This is a genomic window from Stutzerimonas chloritidismutans (assembly GCF_020783375.1).
Lineage (GTDB): Bacteria > Pseudomonadota > Gammaproteobacteria > Pseudomonadales > Pseudomonadaceae > Stutzerimonas > Stutzerimonas kunmingensis.
Genome location: NZ_CP086067.1, coordinates 1,653,996 through 1,668,375, shown reverse-complemented (window position 1 = coordinate 1,668,375; position 14,380 = coordinate 1,653,996). Strand labels below are relative to the sequence as shown.

Below are 14,380 nucleotides of genomic sequence, written 5' to 3'. Positions count from 1 at the left end.
GCAAGCCGCCTTTAGGCTGAAGCGCAAAAAGTTAGCGCCTGCTGCCGAGGAGTAACATCAATAGCGGTCACGAAGACCCGGCGGAACACTGGGCGGCGCGACCGGCTCCCACGGGCCATCGGGGCGCCCAGCACAGTACCAGTCGCCATCCCACCGGTAATACAGGCGCTCCCGGTAAAAGAGATCACGCCCCTCCACGACATAGACCCCAAGACGATTGTCCCAGTGCGCAGCCACGTGCGGTGGCGGCGCATAACGCGGATGGCTCTTCTGGGTAGTTGGAGCCCTGGGTGCCGGTGGCGCCTTGATAGGAGGGGGTGAGATAACCGGCCCACTGGGCTCGGGCGCACGCGGCACCGGACTTGGAGCAGGCCCCTGAGGCGCGGAACCGTAGGGATTACCTGCGCAAGCGCCGAGCGCCAATGTCAATCCGAGCAGTACGCCCCGCGGGCCGAACCGCGCAAGCCTAAGCGGGTGTGCTGACGAATTCGTGTGCATCTCTACCTCATGGGGGTTCAGGGAGCCTCGGCGCGGTCGATCACCAGATCAATGGCGTTATCGCTGGCAGTATCAAGCGCTTCGCTTTGACCCATCCACTCACCTTTTGTTGCGTCGCCGGAACGGGAGACCCGCGCCATTATCGTGACCTGCTCGACGCTGGAGATCTTCATCGAAGGCACCATCGCATCGGCATCGCCAAGCGTGACGGTTGCAGGCAGATCGGCAATCGTCAGGCGTTTTGCTGCCAGCGGAACGGGTGGCCCCGCTACTGCGCGAGCGAATACGAAAACCGTATCCTGCGGCGAAACCGATTCCGCCACCTTCGGGTCCAGCGCAACCTGAATCTGCAGCGTGGCCCCTGCGTTATCAGCCTTCTCGCTTACCGCTGATGTCTGTTCGGTGGTGGAGCTGCCCCCCTCGATCTGCTGCCGCGCCCGCTCGATGCCGCCACGGATCGCTTCGCGCGAAGGATCTTCTTCGGGAAGCGCCGCAACCAGTTGCTCCCAGAAGCGCACTGCATCCGGATAACGCGCTTCCTCGAATGCCGCGATGCCAAGCAGGCCGAGACTGGTCACTTCCTGCGGATCGCCCTGCAGCGCTTCGTCAGTAAGGGCTTGAAGCTTATCGGACCACTGACGGTCACCAGCGAAATAGAGCGCCTGCGCCAGCTGACCGAGCAGCTCGGGCTGACGGCCCGCAATTTCCACCACGCGCCCGAAAGCCTTGGCTGCGTCGGCTGGACGCTCCTGGTTCATATAAGTACGACCCAGGAAGTACCAGGCTTCGGCAGAATCCGGCTGCTCCTGTACGGCCTGCTCCAGATGAGCGGTCATTTCTTCGACTGTGCGAGGCTGCTCCGAAAACTGTCGAGCCATCTGAACTTTGTCGCTGGCGCCCCAATACATATAAAGCCCGTAGCCCATCAGGGGCACCAGAACCGCCGCAATCAGCGGAACGCTGCGACCAAGCTTGGCGATTCGCGGCTTGTCGCTATTCTCGGTGTCCTCCAACAGCTCGCGTGCAGCATCTGCTCGCCCAGCCTCCAACTGCTCGGCGGTCAAGGTTCCGGCAGAGTGCTGAGAGGTCAACTCGGCAAGGCGCTCTTCATACAAGGCAACGTTCAGCGCCGTACGATCTTCTTCGGCCTGGGCTCGACGGCCACGCAGGATGGGTAACAACAAAAAGGCCAATGCCACCAGCAGCAAGGCGCCGGCGGCTATCCAGAAATCGATCATGAGTCTTTTTTATCCAGAAGCTGGGCGAGACGTTCGCGCTCGGTCTCGGAAAGGGTTGATGCAGGTGCCTTTTCGACCCGGCGACGACGCACCAGAATCACGGTCAGCACGCCGAAGCCGAGGACCAGCAAACCAACCGGCCCATACCAGAGCAGCATGGTTTTCGCGTTTACCGGCGGCTTGTAACGAACGAAATCGCCGTAGCGATCGACGAGATAGTCGACGATCTGGTCATTGCTTTGGCCCTCTTCCAGCATGCGGAAGATTTCCTGGCGCAGGTCCATGGCGATCGGCGCGTTGGAATCGGCGATGTTCTGGTTCTGGCACTTCGGACAGCGCAGCTCTTCGGTTAGGGTGCGGTAGCGCTCACGCTCGGCTTCGTCCCTGAATTCATAGGTATCGATTGCTGCCTGGGCGGTCGTGACCAGGAACAGACCAAGCAGCGCACCGCGGATCAGTCGTTTCATTCGTCCACCAGCTCCTGATAGAGCGCTGCCAGCTGTTCTCGCCAGACCCGATCGTCGATCACGCCGACGAACTTGTGGCGGATGATGCCCTGCTTGTCGATGAGGAAGGTTTCAGGAGCGCCATAGACTCCCAAATCCAGCCCAAGACTGCCGCGTTCGTCGCGGATGTTCAGCTGATAAGGATCGTGGAACTCGTTGAGCCACTTCAACGCCGCGGCGTTGTCGTCCTTGTAGTTGACTCCATGAATCACCACACCCTGAGCTGCAAGACGGTTCAGCACTGGGTGCTCGACCTTGCAGGCGACACACCAGGTCGCCCACACGTTGACCAGCGCCGGCTTGCCCTTGAGGTCCTCGGCGGTGATGACGCGCTGCTCGTCTTCCACCGACGGCAGCGAGAACGCCGGGAGTGGCTTGCCGATCAGCGCCGAAGGCAGCTCGGAAGGATCGAGGAACAGGCCGCGATAAAGGAACACTGCAACCACCAGGAAAATCACCAGCGGCAGCAACATCAGCAATCGTTTCACATCAGGCTCCTTGTGCGGCCATGCCCAGCGCTTCGCGCACGCGGGTCTTCACCTTGACTCGATAACGACGATCACTCGCCGCCAGCACACCGCCGAGCCCCATCATCAGCGCTCCGAGCCAGATCCAGCGAACGAAGGGCTTGATGTGAACACGCACGGCCCACGCCCCATCACCCAGCGGCTCACCCAGCGCGACATAAAGGTCGCGGGTGAAGCCCGCATCGATACCCGCCTCGGTCATCGGCATCTGCTGCACGGTGTACAGGCGCTTTTCCGGGTGCAGCGTGGCGATCTGCTTGTCGCCGTCGAGCACGCGAATGGTCGCCTTGTCCGACGTGAAGTTCGGTCCTTCGTGATGCACCGCGCCTTCGAAGACGAACTCATAGCCGCCAAGCGACAGCGACTCCCCAGGAGCCAGGCGCAGATCGCGCTCCGCACTTTGGTGGCTGGTGAGTACCACGCCAATGGCACAGACCGCCAGCCCGAGGTGCGCCAGATGCATGCCCCAGTAGCTTGGCGCGAGGCTGCGCATGCCCTTGAACAAACCCTTGTGGCGCGTCTTGTCCAGCAGATCACGGACGCCAGCGATCACCACCCAGGCCGCCAGCAAGGACACCGCAAGTACCGCCCAGTTGAAGTCACCGAACAGCAACGAGCCCAGGCCACCAAGCACTACGCTAGTGATCAGCACTGGTGTGAGCATGCCGAGCAACCACTTCAGCGGAGTGTCCTTCCAGCGCACCAGGATTCCGACACCCAACGTCAGCATCAGCGCGCCAATCAGCGGAACGAACATCGCATTGAAGTACGGTGGGCCGACGGAAAGCTTGGCACCGGACAATGCGTCCAGCAGCAGCGGATAGAGCGTGCCGAGGAGAATCATCGCCGTGGCGACGACCAACAGCAGGTTATTGACTAGCAGCAGAGTCTCGCGCGACCACAGGCCGAACCCGACCTGGCTCTTGACCACAGGCGCGCGCATGGCAAACAGCGTCAGCGAGCCGCCTACCACCATCAGCAGAAAGATCAGAATGAACACGCCACGCTCGGGATCGGTAGCAAACGCATGCACCGACGTCAGCACGCCGGAACGGACCAGGAAGGTCCCAAGCAGGCTCAGCGAGAACGCCGCGATTGCCAGCAACACGGTCCAACTCTTGAACACGCCGCGCTTCTCGGTCACTGCCAACGAGTGAATCAGCGCCGTACCGACCAGCCAGGGCATGAAGGAGGCGTTTTCCACCGGATCCCAGAACCACCAGCCGCCCCAGCCGAGCTCGTAATAGGCCCACCAGGAGCCAAGGGCGATGCCCAGGCCGAGGAAGGCCCAGGCGACGAGCGTCCAAGGACGCGACCAGCGCGCCCAGGCCGCGTCAAGGCGTCCCCCCAGCAACGCGGCGATCGCAAAGGCGAACGCCACCGAGAAACCCACGTACCCCATGTAAAGCATGGGCGGGTGGACGATCAAACCGAAATCCTGCAGCAGTGGATTGAGGTCGCGTCCATCCATTGGAACCTGCGGCAGCAGCCGCTCGAAGGGGTTCGAGGTGACGATAAGAAAGAGCAGGAAACCGATGCTGATCAAACCCATGACGCCGAGCACGCGCGCCAGCATGTCTTCCGGTAGCTGGCGGGAGAAGATCGCCACGGCAAAGGTCCAGCCGGCCAGGATGAAGGCCCACAGCAGCAAGGAGCCTTCGTGAGCACCCCAGACTGCGCTGAACTTGTAGTACCAGGGCAAGGCACTGTTGGAGTTGTGGGCGACGTAGGCAACGGAGAAATCGTCGACCATGAAGGCGTAGGTCAGGCAGGCGAAGGAGAAACCGAGAAAGGCGAACTGACCCCAGGCGGCTGGTTGGGCCAGGCCCATCCACTGTCGGTCACCGCGCCAAGCACCGATCAGCGGCAGCGTGGCCTGGACCACTGCCAGGCACAGCGCCAGAATCATCGCCAGATGGCCGAGCTCGGGAATCATTTCGCGTACTCCTGCTTACCGCCCTCGTAGTGCTTCATCATGCCGCTCTTCTCCAGCGCCTGAGTTACTTCGGGCGGCATGTAGTTTTCGTCATGCTTGGCCAGCACTTCGTCGGCAACCAGAACGCCCTCGGAATTGACCCGACCCAGCGCGACGATACCCTGCCCTTCGCGGAACAGGTCCGGGAGAATTCCCTGGTAAGTGATAGTGATCGCCTGGGCGCCATCAGTGACACGGAAGGCGACGCTGAGTGAGTCGTTGGTACGCTTCACCGAACCCTCTTCGACCAGGCCGCCTGCTCGAATCCGGGTGCCCTCAGGAGCCTCCCCCGCTGCGATCTGGGTCGGCGTGTAGAACAGGTTGATGTTCTGCTGCAGAGCGGACAACGCCAGCGCCACGGCGATACCGACACCGGCGAGGATCGCCAGGACGATGAAAAGACGCTTCTTGCGCACCGGATTCACTTCGACTCCTCCCGGCGCAAACGACGCGCCTCATCTTGCAGGTAACGCCGGCGTGCCAAGGCTGGCAGCGCGACGTTGAGAATCAGGACAGCCAGGCTGATGCCATAGGACGTCCAGACGTACACGCCATGATTGCCCATGGCGATGAAGTCCGCGAAGGATGAAAAGTTCACGAGTTGTTTCCTACCAGGGCCTTGACCTCATTCTTCACCCAGCTGGCGCGCGATTCGCGACGCAGCACTTCCAGGCGCATGCGCATCAGCAGCACCACGGTGAAGAAGCAGTAGAAGCCGATCACCATCACCAGGAGCGGCAGCCACATTTCCGCTGGCATCGCCGGTTTTTCGGTGACGGTGAACGTTGCCGGCTGGTGCAGCGTGTTCCACCACTCCACCGAATACTTGATGATCGGGATGTTCACCACTCCGACGATGGCCAGCACAGCGCACGCCTTGGCCGCGCTGTCACGATTGCTGATCGCCTGTCCGAGCGCAATGATGCCGAAGTACAGAAACAGCAGGATGAGCATCGAGGTCAGCCGCGCGTCCCATACCCACCAGGCACCCCAGGTTGGCTTGCCCCAGACCGCGCCGGTCAACAGGGCGATGAAGGTCATCCAGGCACCGATGGGGGCAGCCTGCTGCAGAGCCACATCGGCCAGCTTCATCTTCCAGACGAGCCCGACCACCCCCGCCACGGCGAGCATCACGTAGATCGACTGAGCGAGAAACGCAGCCGGCACGTGGATATAGATGATCCGGAAGCTGTTGCCCTGCTGGTAATCCTCAGGCGCGAACGCCAGACCCCAGACCATACCGACGCTGACCAGCAGCACGGCTGCCCAGGCAAGCCAGGGCAGCCAGCGGCCGCTGATCTCGTAGAACCATTTGGGTGAGCCCAGCTTGTGAAACCATGTCCAGTTCATCGGATGACTCGTCGTCCAGCGGGACCTTGCAAATGCAGGCCCCGAGATTCGTTACATCGACCGGGTGTGAGCGCCGGCCATCTGGGTGTGTCGCTATTCGCCAACGCTGATCTTCAGCCCGGCAGCTATCGCAAAGGGTGTAAGGGTAACGGCCAACGCAGTCAGACTGGCCAGCCAAAGCAGGTGACCGACTGCCGGTAGACCTTGCAACGACGCTTGCAGGGCGCCGCTGCCGAGAATCAGTACCGGGATGTAGAGCGGCAGGATGAGCAACGCCAGCAGCAAGCCACCCCGCTTCAATCCTACCGTCAACGCCGCGCCCACCGCACCGAGCAGACTCAGAATCGGCGTCCCCAGCAACAGTGAAACCAGCAGCACCGGAATGGTCCCAAGCGGCAGACCCAACATCAAGCCCAAAAGCGGCGCCAGCAGCACCAGCGCCAACCCGGAAAAAGCCCAGTGCGCCAGTACCTTGGCGAGAACCAGGAGCGCGAGCGGGTGCGGCGAAACGACCCACTGCTCGAGCGAGCCATCTTCGAAATCACTGCGAAAAAGACCATCCAGTGACAGCAGAACGGCCAATAGTGCTGCCACCCAGACCAAGCCGGGAGAGATGGTTTGCAGAAGCTGAGTCTCCGGCCCTACCGCAAGCGGGAACAACGCGATAACGATGGCGAAGAACACCAGCGGGTTGGCCAGCTCAGCCGGGCGACGGAACAGCAGACGCGTCTCGCGCGCCAGCAGAAGAGTGAATACGCTGCTCATGCGGCTCGCTGTCCCAGATCGAGCTCACAGTAGCCGGTAGGCTTTTCCGTCAGGCTGTGGTGAGTGGTCAGTACGACCAGTCCGCCCTGCTCGCAATGCGCTGCGAGATGCCTCTCAAGCTGCGCCACGCCATGTTTGTCGAGCGCGGTAAATGGCTCATCGAGAATCCACAGCGGCGGTGGCGAGAGATACAGACGCGCCAACCCGACGCGGCGCTGCTGGCCAGCAGAAAGGGTATGACAGGGCACGTCTTCGAACCCGCGCAGTCCCACTTCGGCAAGTGCATGCCATATCGCCTCGCGGCTGGCCGGCTGGTGCAACGCACAGAGCCAGGTGAGATTCTCCTCAGCTGTCAGCAAGCCCTTGATGCCAGCAGCATGGCCGATCCACAACAGGTTGCGTGCCAGTTCACCACGCTGAGCGCTGAGCGACCGGCCCTTGAGCAGCACCTCGCCTGCGGTTGGTTGCATCAGGCCGCATAGCAGGCGCAGCAGACTGGTTTTGCCGCTGCCATTGGGCCCGGAAATCTGCAGCATTTCCCCACTCTCGAGACGCAGATCCAGCTTGTCGAAAAGCAGCCGCCAATCCCGTTCGCAAGCGAGGGCTACGGCTTCGAGAAAGGGAGTTGACACGGCTGGCGACACCTCAAGATGAAAAAGGCCTGGCCGCTATACTCAGGAAGCAGGGCCAGGCGGGCGGAATTATACATGGCAACCTTTGGTGCCGAGGGCCGCGAACGCGAAAGGTTGTAAGAGCATTTGAGGAAAGATGACCGAGATCAAGAGTACCACTGCCCTGCCCCCAAGCAGCGCGCCGCGCCAGGCGGCAGCGGCGAATGACCTCGCTTTGAAACTGCTGCAACCGATGCAAGGCCTTCTGGCGGCTGGCGAAAACGCCGAAGCGGAGGTAGTCAGCATCAGGGAAGCGGCGCAGGCATTTCGGCTGGTGCTGCGGCTGACCATGGGCAGCGGGCGCCAGGCGACCGTCGAGGTCAGCAGCAACAAGGCGCCGCCACCCGGCACCGCATACGTCATCACCGCCCTGTCCGACACCCGGTTGCTGGCCGCTCCACAGATCGCCGGGCGCCAGCCCGCCTCGATGATCGACCTTCAGCAACTGCCGGTCGGCAGCATCATCCAGGGCCGTGTCGTGGCGACCAGTCAACAGCAGTCGGAGGACGGGCAGAAGATCTTCAAGGCGGTCATCAGCCTGCTCAACAGCCCCGTCGCTGGACAGAAGCTGAATATCGAATCAGCCAACCCGCTGGCACTCGGCAGCCTGCTGACAGCGCAGGTCAAGGGCGACCAATCCCTCGCATTCCTTCCGCTGAGCGGGCGCCTCGATCAGCTGCATCTCGGCGAGCAACTGAGCGCCCAACACAACCGCCAGGCCTCGCTGGAAGGCCTGTTCAAGGCTCTACAGGGTGGTACTGGGGTTCTCCCCGAGGGGCTGCGCGGCGCCGCCGAAAAACTGCTGGGGCTGATACCCGAAATGCAGCAACTGGGCGATGCCAAGGCACTCGCCGCAGCGCTGGCCAGGAGCGGCGTGTTCCTTGAGGCGCGCTTGCTGGCCGGGCAAACCGAAGGACTGCAGGGCGACCTCAAGGCTGGGCTGCTGCGCCTACTGGCGCAAATGCCCAATCTTCCAGGTAGCACGCCGCTGGCCAGCGCCCAGGCCAGTGCTGCCATGGGCCAGGCGTTGCCTGCATTTGCGCGGCAAGCGCTGGGCTCCCTGGCGCAAAGCAATGTCCGTCAGCTCGCGCTGGGGTTCCCGCTACCAACCCGACTGCCGCCTGGCCTGGAAGAAGAAGCCGACCTCGAAATTCTGCTCAAGCTCGCAGCCGCCGCGGTATCCAGGCTGCAGACCCATCAACTGTCCAGTCTCGCGCAGACACAAATCGGCCCGGACGGCGCCCTCCTCACCACCTGGCAGCTGGAGCTGCCAATGCGCGACCAGCGCGATATCGTGCCGCTGCAAATCAAGCTGCAGCGCGAAGAAGAGCCGAGAAAGCAGGAAAAGGAGCGTGGCGAGCCGCTCTGGAAGATCGAACTCGCATTCGATGTCGCACCACTCGGGCCACTGCAAGTTCAAGCACAGTTGACGCGCGGCACCCTCACCAGCCAGCTGTGGGCCGAGCGCAGTGCCACGGCCCAGTTGGTGGCGACGGAACTTACCCATCTGCGTGAGCGCCTACAGGCAGCCGGGCTGAGTGTCGGAGAACTGAGCTGCAGGCAAGGCACGCCACCGCAGGGTCCGAGCACCAATCTGGAGCAACGCTTCGTGGACGAAAAGGCATGAGCGACAAGCAGCCACGCCAGGCAATCGCGCTCAGCTATGACGGTGTCAACGCGCCGAGTCTGAGCGCCAAGGGTGATGACGAACTGGCCGAGACGATCCTCGCCATCGCTCGGGAACATGAGGTGCCGATCTACGAGAACGCCGATCTGGTGAGATTGCTGGCGAAACTTGAGCTGGGCGACGAGATCCCGGAAGCGTTATACCGCACCATCGCGGAGATCATCGCCTTTGCCTGGTATCTCAAGGGCAAATGCCCACCAGGGTTCCACGAACGGAGCGCAGGCGAACCAGCGCCGCCCCTGCCGCGACTCAGTGGGCCTGCGCGTTGAGCACGACGGTTGCATGATCTTCACCAGTGACCTGAGGGAGATCATGCAGCTGCCAGGCGAAATAGCCGGCACGGAAATAGAACACCCGCTGGTAGCCCCAGGCCACGGCCATTCTTGCGGCTTCCGCGCTGCGCGGGCAGATTTCGCTGTCGCAGTAAATCACCAGCGGAAGCTCACGCGGCCACTCCGCCCCGGCCAGGCTGACGAAATCACTGGCCAGATCGAAGTGCACGGCGCCTTCCACGTGGCCCCATAACCATTCGCGGTCGGCACGCACATCGATGAAAACGGCGCCCAGTTCATGAAGGCGCTTGGCTTGAAAGACGTTTACGGTCATTGCGCCGTCCACATCGTCTGGCGCCTCGACGGCCTGAGCGCCAAGCGAAACCATGAACAGCAACAGAATGAGAGTAAGCCGCATCATTGCCCTCCTCGCCCCAAGCATGGGACCTGGACAAGCTCAGCAATGCCAAGCTGATACGGATTGGAATGTGCAGGGTGTGGGAGGTTCCGGCACAAGCTCCGAAGGGACGACCAGTCGACGGAAAAACTGCAATCAGGGTTTCTTGCGAGCCTGATGCAGCTTGCTCATCAGCTCCGCTTCGGATTGCGACAGGCCACAGGACTGCGTCAGGTCGTCGACGCTTGCGCCCATGCCGACCAGTTTGGCCGCCTGGGAGAAGGAGAAGTTGTTGGGGTCGCGCTGTTCCAGCTGGGTGAGCTTGTCCGGCAACGGCGCCAGCGTGCGACTCAGCTCACGCAACTCATCACCCATGCGCAAGCTGCCTTCCAGATAGGCATCCAGGCGGCTGCTCAGCTCCTTGATGCGCTTATCCCTGTTCGCATCGCGTTGCTGCTGTTGTTCGGCCAGAAACCGCTGCCGCCTGAGCAGCCACAGGCAGAAGCCCAGCAGCCCAAGACAGCAGAAGGCCAGCGCAACCAACGATGCGACCAGCGACGCGATCAGCATGTATCAGATGCTCTCAAGCTCGGCCCATTCTTCTTCGCTCATCATCTTGTCGAGTTCGACCAGAATCAGCAGCTCGCCGTTCTTGTTGCAGACGCCCTGGATGAATTTGGCCGACTCATCATTACCGACGTTGGGCGCAGTTTCGATCTCGGATTGGCGAAGATAGACCACCTCGGCAACGCTATCGACCATGATGCCGATGACCTGACGATCCGCCTCGATGATCACGATTCGAGTATTGTCCGATACCGACGCGGTTTCCAGGCCGAAACGCTGACGCGTGTCGATCACCGTCACCACATTGCCGCGCAGATTGATGATGCCGAGCACATAGCTCGGAGCACCCGGTACCGGCGCGATCTCGGTATAACGCAACACCTCCTGGACCTGCATCACGTTGATACCGTACGTCTCGTTGTCCAGACGGAAGGTCACCCATTGCAGTACAGGATCTTCGGAACCCTGCGCAGACGTCATCTTCATAGCCCCACCTTCTTCAGTTACCGCAATGGCGGTCGATTCTATCGCCGGGCCGCGCAACAGGCGCGACCGTCAATTGTTTGCTTTCAATGCGTCCGCGGCTTCGTCGCGCCCTGCATCTGTTTCACAGCGCCACTGGCGATCAGCTCGGCCAGCGCAGTCACGTCGACCAGCGCGCACATATGCTCGATTACCGTACCGGCCAGCCATGGACGCTGGCTGCGCTGCGTACGCCACTTGACCTCACTGGGGTCGAGGCGAATCGAGCGACTGACCTGATGGACCGCCAGCCCCCATTCGTAGCCCTGAACCGAGATCACGTACTGCAACCCCTCGCGGAAGTCGTCACGATACCGATCAGGCATCACCCAGCGCGCGGTGTCCAGCACCTTCAGATTGCCTGACTGGCTCGGCAGTATGCCAAGAAACCAGTCGGGCTGACCGAACAGCGGCGTCAGCTCCTGCCCGGCCAGCGGATAGATGGAGCCCAGACACACCAGCGGCACCGCCAGGGTCAACCCGGCCACATCGAACAGCAGACACTCGAAAGGCTCCTCACCCCAACCCGGATGGGCGTCAGGCACGGCTTCGACTGGCTCGCTGGGCAGCTGCGGCGCAACCTCGAGCTCCACGACCGGCTCAAGAGTCAGCACCGACGGCATCGTTAGAAGCGCTTCCACCATGGGCGGCGGCGCCGGCTGGACTATTTCAAGGCGCGGCGGTTGGCTCTGCCGCGTATCACGCAGTTGCTCCTCGAGCACGGCCGCCTGGAATTCGTCCTGACTGACCGAGTCGGCCAGTTCGATGGCAGCGTCCTGCAACAGCCCATCGAGATAGGACTGCAGTGCCTGCTGGGATCGGGTTTCGGTTAGGACGGTGCGGCTCATGGAACGAACTCGTTATGAGAATCTGAACAGGCTATCGGCCACTGGCGCGACAAACTTGAGCTGGCAGGCGCCGAGCGGCATGGCACTTCACGCCACCTGCGGAGACACTTGCGAGGCCAGCAGATGCTTGAGCAAGGCCCGATAGGCAAGAACCGCACGACTGGTCGGATCGAACTGCGAAGGCGTCAGGCCGGCGCGGCTGGCATCGCGCAGCCGTGTATCGACCGGGATGAACGCTGGCCAGAGATGATCGGCATAACCGGCTCGCAGTACCTTGAGCGTATTCATCGAGGCCTGGGTGCGGCGGTCGAACAAGGTCGGCACGATGGTGTAAGGCAGCGCTTGCTTGCGCGAACGGTTGATCATCGACAGCGTGCTAACCATTCGCTCGAGACCCTTCATCGCCAGAAACTCCGTCTGCACCGGAATCACCAGCTGCTGACTGGCAGCCAGCGCGTTGACCATCAGCACACCGAGCAGCGGCGGGCTGTCTATGATGGCGTAATCGAAGTCCTGCCAAAGCTGCGACAGGCTCTTGGCAATGACCAGCCCGAGGCCGTTCTGCCCGGGCGACTGGCGCTCGAGTGTCGCCAGCACGGTACTGGAAGGCATCAGCGAGATACGCTCGTGACTGGTGGCCAGCAGCAGCTGCCACGGCAGGCCATCCGGCACGGTACCCTGGTGCTGGAAGAGATCGAAGACGCTATGGTCCAGGTTATCGGGATCATGCCCGAAATAGCTGGTCATCGACCCATGCGGATCCAGATCCAGCACGACGACGCGCTTGCCGGAATCGGCCAGCAAGCCCGCCAGCGCGATCGACGTAGTGGTCTTGCCCACCCCACCCTTTTGATTGGCTACAGCCCAGACTCTCATTGATCTTCCACCCGGCGAAGCTGACCGGAACGGCATTGCCTGAAAACGGCAAAGCGACGGTGTTTTGACGACTGCGCCCTGAAGCGCTTACATGGACACAGCCGGTGCAGATTGTGTGCCAGCCCGACGCAACGCATCGTCAGGCCGTACATTGCTGCTGCCCATTCCGGTGACACTCCGGCGCACATCGAGATTGCGCGAAACCACCAGAATCACCCGCCGGTTGCGCGCCCGGCCTTCGGCCGTCGCGTTGTCAGCCACGGGCTGAAATTCGCCATAGCCCACCGCTGCCATCCGCGAAGGGTCCACCCCCTGCGCTGCAAGCATCCTCACAACGCTGCCAGCGCGGGCTGCGGACAGCTCCCAGTTGGTAGGGAACTGGCTGGTGCTGATTGGCAGATTGTCGGTAAACCCTTCGACATGGATCGGGTTGTCGAAAGGGGCCAGAATTCCGGCGACCTTGTCGATCAGCAGAAATGCCTGGTCGTTGGGAAGCGCATCGCCGCTGGGGAACAGCAGGCTGGAGTTGAGTTCGATCTCGATCCACAGCTCATTGCCACGGATCGTCAATTGCTCGTTGGCGATCAGCTCGCCGAACGTCTCGCGCATGCTCTGCGCAATCCGCTCCAGCGGATCGAGGGTCGGCTTCCCCGCCGACGAAGCCGGGCCCGACAGATCCTCGACCTGGGACACATCCGCCTCGGTGGTCCGAGGTCGCTCCTCACCGATGGGGATGGGCTTGACCGAACGATCGACCTGATTGAACACGCCGACCAGCGAATCGGAGAGGATCTTGTACTTGCCCTCGTTGATCGAGGAGATCGAGTACATCACCACGAAGAAGGCAAATAACAACGTGATGAAGTCGGCGTAGGACACCAGCCATCGCTCGTGATTCTCGTGCTCTTCCGGTGGTCTGCGTCTGGCCATGGCGGTCAGTCCATGAAGCCTTGCAGCTTCATCTCGATGGAACGCGGATTTTCGCCCTCGGCAATGGACAACACGCCCTCCAGCAGCATCTCGCGATAGGCGGTCTGCCGCTGGACGACGCTCTTCAGCTTGTTGCCGACCGGCAGCACCAGCAGGTTGGCGAAAGCGACGCCATAGATGGTCGCCACGAACGCAACGGCGATGCCGCTGCCCAGCTGACTGGGATCGGCCAGATTGCCCATCACGTGGATCAACCCCATTACCGCGCCGATGATGCCGATGGTCGGCGAGTAGCCACCCATGCTCTCGTAGACCTTGGCCGCGCGCAGATCACGCCCCTCCTGGGTATACAGATCGACCTCGAGGATGCTGCGGATCACTTCCGGCTCGGCGCCATCGACCAGCAACTGCAGGCCCTTGCGCGCGTATGGGTCGGGCTCCGTCTCGGCGACTGGCTCGAGGCCGAGCAACCCCTCCTTGCGCGCAGTATTGCTCCAGGTAGTGACCATGAGGATGCCGCGCGCGAGATCGATCCGCGGCGGAAAGAATATCCAGCGACCAATACTCATCGCCCGCATGAACACGGCGATGGGCGTCTGCAGCAGGACGGCACCCAGGGTACCGCCAAGCACGATCAACGCGGCCGGCCCATTGAGCAGCGCCGAGATATGGCCGCCCTCGAGAAAATTGCCCCCAACGATGGCGACGAACGCCAACAGCAGCCCGATCAGGCTGAGCACGTCCATTAGAG

The 14,380-nt window shown here is 62.0% G+C and carries 19 protein-coding genes; 2 read left to right on the top strand and 17 right to left on the bottom strand.

Annotated features, from left to right (window positions below; all coding sequences use genetic code 11):
• Positions 1 to 57: 57 nt before the first annotated feature.
• The 10 genes from LLJ08_RS07845 to ccmA all read right to left on the bottom strand — a co-directional run bounded on the left by LLJ08_RS07845 (position 58) and on the right by ccmA (position 7,491).
• Positions 58 to 498 (bottom strand): hypothetical protein, encoded by a 441-nt coding sequence (locus LLJ08_RS07845; RefSeq protein ID WP_228208612.1) that lies wholly within the window; start codon positions 496 to 498, stop codon positions 58 to 60.
• A gap of 17 nt (positions 499 to 515) precedes the next feature.
• Complete coding sequence (gene ccmI, locus LLJ08_RS07840; protein ID WP_228208611.1) at positions 516 to 1,736, bottom strand: c-type cytochrome biogenesis protein CcmI; 1,221 nt, start codon at positions 1,734 to 1,736, stop codon at positions 516 to 518.
• Positions 1,733 to 2,203: a cytochrome c-type biogenesis protein gene (locus tag LLJ08_RS07835; RefSeq protein ID WP_042926970.1), complete on the bottom strand. Its 471-nt coding sequence runs from the start codon at positions 2,201 to 2,203 to the stop codon at positions 1,733 to 1,735. Before LLJ08_RS07835 ends, ccmI begins: the two co-directional genes overlap by 4 nt.
• On the bottom strand, positions 2,200 to 2,730 hold the full coding sequence (locus LLJ08_RS07830) for a DsbE family thiol:disulfide interchange protein (protein ID WP_014820832.1): 531 nt from the start codon (positions 2,728 to 2,730) through the stop codon (positions 2,200 to 2,202). The genes LLJ08_RS07835 and LLJ08_RS07830 overlap by 4 nt, the downstream gene beginning before the upstream one ends.
• 1 nt (position 2,731) lies before the next feature.
• On the bottom strand, positions 2,732 to 4,705 hold the full coding sequence (locus tag LLJ08_RS07825) for a heme lyase CcmF/NrfE family subunit (RefSeq protein WP_023446668.1): 1,974 nt from the start codon (positions 4,703 to 4,705) through the stop codon (positions 2,732 to 2,734).
• Positions 4,702 to 5,169 (bottom strand): cytochrome c maturation protein CcmE, encoded by a 468-nt coding sequence (gene ccmE / locus LLJ08_RS07820; RefSeq protein ID WP_041014444.1) that lies wholly within the window; start codon positions 5,167 to 5,169, stop codon positions 4,702 to 4,704. Before ccmE ends, LLJ08_RS07825 begins: the two co-directional genes overlap by 4 nt.
• Positions 5,166 to 5,342, bottom strand: a complete 177-nt coding sequence (gene ccmD, locus LLJ08_RS07815; RefSeq protein ID WP_014820835.1) for a heme exporter protein CcmD — start codon at positions 5,340 to 5,342, stop codon at positions 5,166 to 5,168. Before ccmD ends, ccmE begins: the two co-directional genes overlap by 4 nt.
• Positions 5,339 to 6,094 (bottom strand): heme ABC transporter permease, encoded by a 756-nt coding sequence (locus LLJ08_RS07810; protein ID WP_090521208.1) that lies wholly within the window; start codon positions 6,092 to 6,094, stop codon positions 5,339 to 5,341. Before LLJ08_RS07810 ends, ccmD begins: the two co-directional genes overlap by 4 nt.
• Positions 6,095 to 6,187: 93 nt before the next feature.
• Complete coding sequence (gene ccmB, locus LLJ08_RS07805) at positions 6,188 to 6,859, bottom strand: heme exporter protein CcmB (RefSeq protein ID WP_014820836.1); 672 nt, start codon at positions 6,857 to 6,859, stop codon at positions 6,188 to 6,190.
• Complete coding sequence (ccmA, locus tag LLJ08_RS07800; protein WP_014820837.1) at positions 6,856 to 7,491, bottom strand: cytochrome c biogenesis heme-transporting ATPase CcmA; 636 nt, start codon at positions 7,489 to 7,491, stop codon at positions 6,856 to 6,858. Before ccmA ends, ccmB begins: the two co-directional genes overlap by 4 nt.
• A gap of 136 nt (positions 7,492 to 7,627) precedes the next feature.
• Between ccmA and fliK the strand changes: the two genes are divergently transcribed.
• Both fliK and LLJ08_RS07790 read left to right on the top strand, forming a co-directional pair.
• Positions 7,628 to 9,157 carry a flagellar hook-length control protein FliK gene (gene fliK / locus LLJ08_RS07795; protein ID WP_228208610.1) on the top strand — a complete coding sequence of 510 codons (1,530 nt, stop codon included), beginning with the start codon at positions 7,628 to 7,630 and terminating at the stop codon, positions 9,155 to 9,157.
• Positions 9,154 to 9,486, top strand: a complete 333-nt coding sequence (locus tag LLJ08_RS07790) for an EscU/YscU/HrcU family type III secretion system export apparatus switch protein (protein WP_228208609.1) — start codon at positions 9,154 to 9,156, stop codon at positions 9,484 to 9,486. Before fliK ends, LLJ08_RS07790 begins: the two co-directional genes overlap by 4 nt.
• On the opposite strand, the gene LLJ08_RS07785 is transcribed toward LLJ08_RS07790, so the two are convergent.
• From LLJ08_RS07785 to LLJ08_RS07755, 7 genes are all read right to left on the bottom strand, one after another.
• Positions 9,467 to 9,907 carry a rhodanese-like domain-containing protein gene (locus tag LLJ08_RS07785; protein WP_228208608.1) on the bottom strand — a complete coding sequence of 147 codons (441 nt, stop codon included), beginning with the start codon at positions 9,905 to 9,907 and terminating at the stop codon, positions 9,467 to 9,469. The genes LLJ08_RS07790 and LLJ08_RS07785 overlap by 20 nt on opposite strands.
• A 135-nt stretch (positions 9,908 to 10,042) precedes the next feature.
• Positions 10,043 to 10,456 (bottom strand): DUF2802 domain-containing protein, encoded by a 414-nt coding sequence (locus LLJ08_RS07780; RefSeq protein WP_041014448.1) that lies wholly within the window; start codon positions 10,454 to 10,456, stop codon positions 10,043 to 10,045.
• A 3-nt stretch (positions 10,457 to 10,459) separates the two neighbouring features.
• Positions 10,460 to 10,939, bottom strand: a complete 480-nt coding sequence (locus tag LLJ08_RS07775) for a chemotaxis protein CheW (RefSeq protein WP_014820842.1) — start codon at positions 10,937 to 10,939, stop codon at positions 10,460 to 10,462.
• Between the two features lie 83 nt (positions 10,940 to 11,022).
• Positions 11,023 to 11,823 carry a CheW domain-containing protein gene (locus tag LLJ08_RS07770; protein ID WP_228208607.1) on the bottom strand — a complete coding sequence of 267 codons (801 nt, stop codon included), beginning with the start codon at positions 11,821 to 11,823 and terminating at the stop codon, positions 11,023 to 11,025.
• An 87-nt stretch (positions 11,824 to 11,910) separates the two neighbouring features.
• The gene (locus LLJ08_RS07765) at positions 11,911 to 12,699 is read right to left on the bottom strand and encodes a ParA family protein (RefSeq protein ID WP_014820844.1); all 789 of its coding nucleotides are present in this window, start codon (positions 12,697 to 12,699) and stop codon (positions 11,911 to 11,913) included.
• A gap of 87 nt (positions 12,700 to 12,786) precedes the next feature.
• Positions 12,787 to 13,629, bottom strand: coding sequence for a flagellar motor protein MotD (motD, locus tag LLJ08_RS07760; protein ID WP_023446676.1), 843 nt, complete (start codon positions 13,627 to 13,629; stop codon positions 12,787 to 12,789).
• A gap of 5 nt (positions 13,630 to 13,634) precedes the next feature.
• Positions 13,635 to 14,375 carry a flagellar motor protein gene (locus LLJ08_RS07755; RefSeq protein WP_014820846.1) on the bottom strand — a complete coding sequence of 247 codons (741 nt, stop codon included), beginning with the start codon at positions 14,373 to 14,375 and terminating at the stop codon, positions 13,635 to 13,637.
• Positions 14,376 to 14,380 lie beyond the last annotated feature (5 nt).

Coding starts and splice junctions, on each gene's coding strand:
- LLJ08_RS07845 (WP_228208612.1), bottom strand. CDS start 498: ATGCACACGAATTCGTCAGCACACCCGCTTAGGCTTGCGCGGTTCGGC.
- ccmI (WP_228208611.1), bottom strand. CDS start 1,736: ATGATCGATTTCTGGATAGCCGCCGGCGCCTTGCTGCTGGTGGCATTG.
- LLJ08_RS07835 (WP_042926970.1), bottom strand. CDS start 2,203: ATGAAACGACTGATCCGCGGTGCGCTGCTTGGTCTGTTCCTGGTCACG.
- LLJ08_RS07825 (WP_023446668.1), bottom strand. CDS start 4,705: ATGATTCCCGAGCTCGGCCATCTGGCGATGATTCTGGCGCTGTGCCTG.
- LLJ08_RS07810 (WP_090521208.1), bottom strand. CDS start 6,094: ATGAACTGGACATGGTTTCACAAGCTGGGCTCACCCAAATGGTTCTAC.
- ccmB (WP_014820836.1), bottom strand. CDS start 6,859: ATGAGCAGCGTATTCACTCTTCTGCTGGCGCGCGAGACGCGTCTGCTG.
- fliK (WP_228208610.1), top strand. CDS start 7,628: ATGACCGAGATCAAGAGTACCACTGCCCTGCCCCCAAGCAGCGCGCCG.
- LLJ08_RS07790 (WP_228208609.1), top strand. CDS start 9,154: ATGAGCGACAAGCAGCCACGCCAGGCAATCGCGCTCAGCTATGACGGT.
- LLJ08_RS07785 (WP_228208608.1), bottom strand. CDS start 9,907: ATGCGGCTTACTCTCATTCTGTTGCTGTTCATGGTTTCGCTTGGCGCT.
- LLJ08_RS07780 (WP_041014448.1), bottom strand. CDS start 10,456: ATGCTGATCGCGTCGCTGGTCGCATCGTTGGTTGCGCTGGCCTTCTGC.
- LLJ08_RS07775 (WP_014820842.1), bottom strand. CDS start 10,939: ATGAAGATGACGTCTGCGCAGGGTTCCGAAGATCCTGTACTGCAATGG.
- LLJ08_RS07770 (WP_228208607.1), bottom strand. CDS start 11,823: ATGAGCCGCACCGTCCTAACCGAAACCCGATCCCAGCAGGCACTGCAG.
- LLJ08_RS07765 (WP_014820844.1), bottom strand. CDS start 12,699: ATGAGAGTCTGGGCTGTAGCCAATCAAAAGGGTGGGGTGGGCAAGACC.
- motD (WP_023446676.1), bottom strand. CDS start 13,629: ATGGCCAGACGCAGACCACCGGAAGAGCACGAGAATCACGAGCGATGG.
- LLJ08_RS07755 (WP_014820846.1), bottom strand. CDS start 14,375: ATGGACGTGCTCAGCCTGATCGGGCTGCTGTTGGCGTTCGTCGCCATC.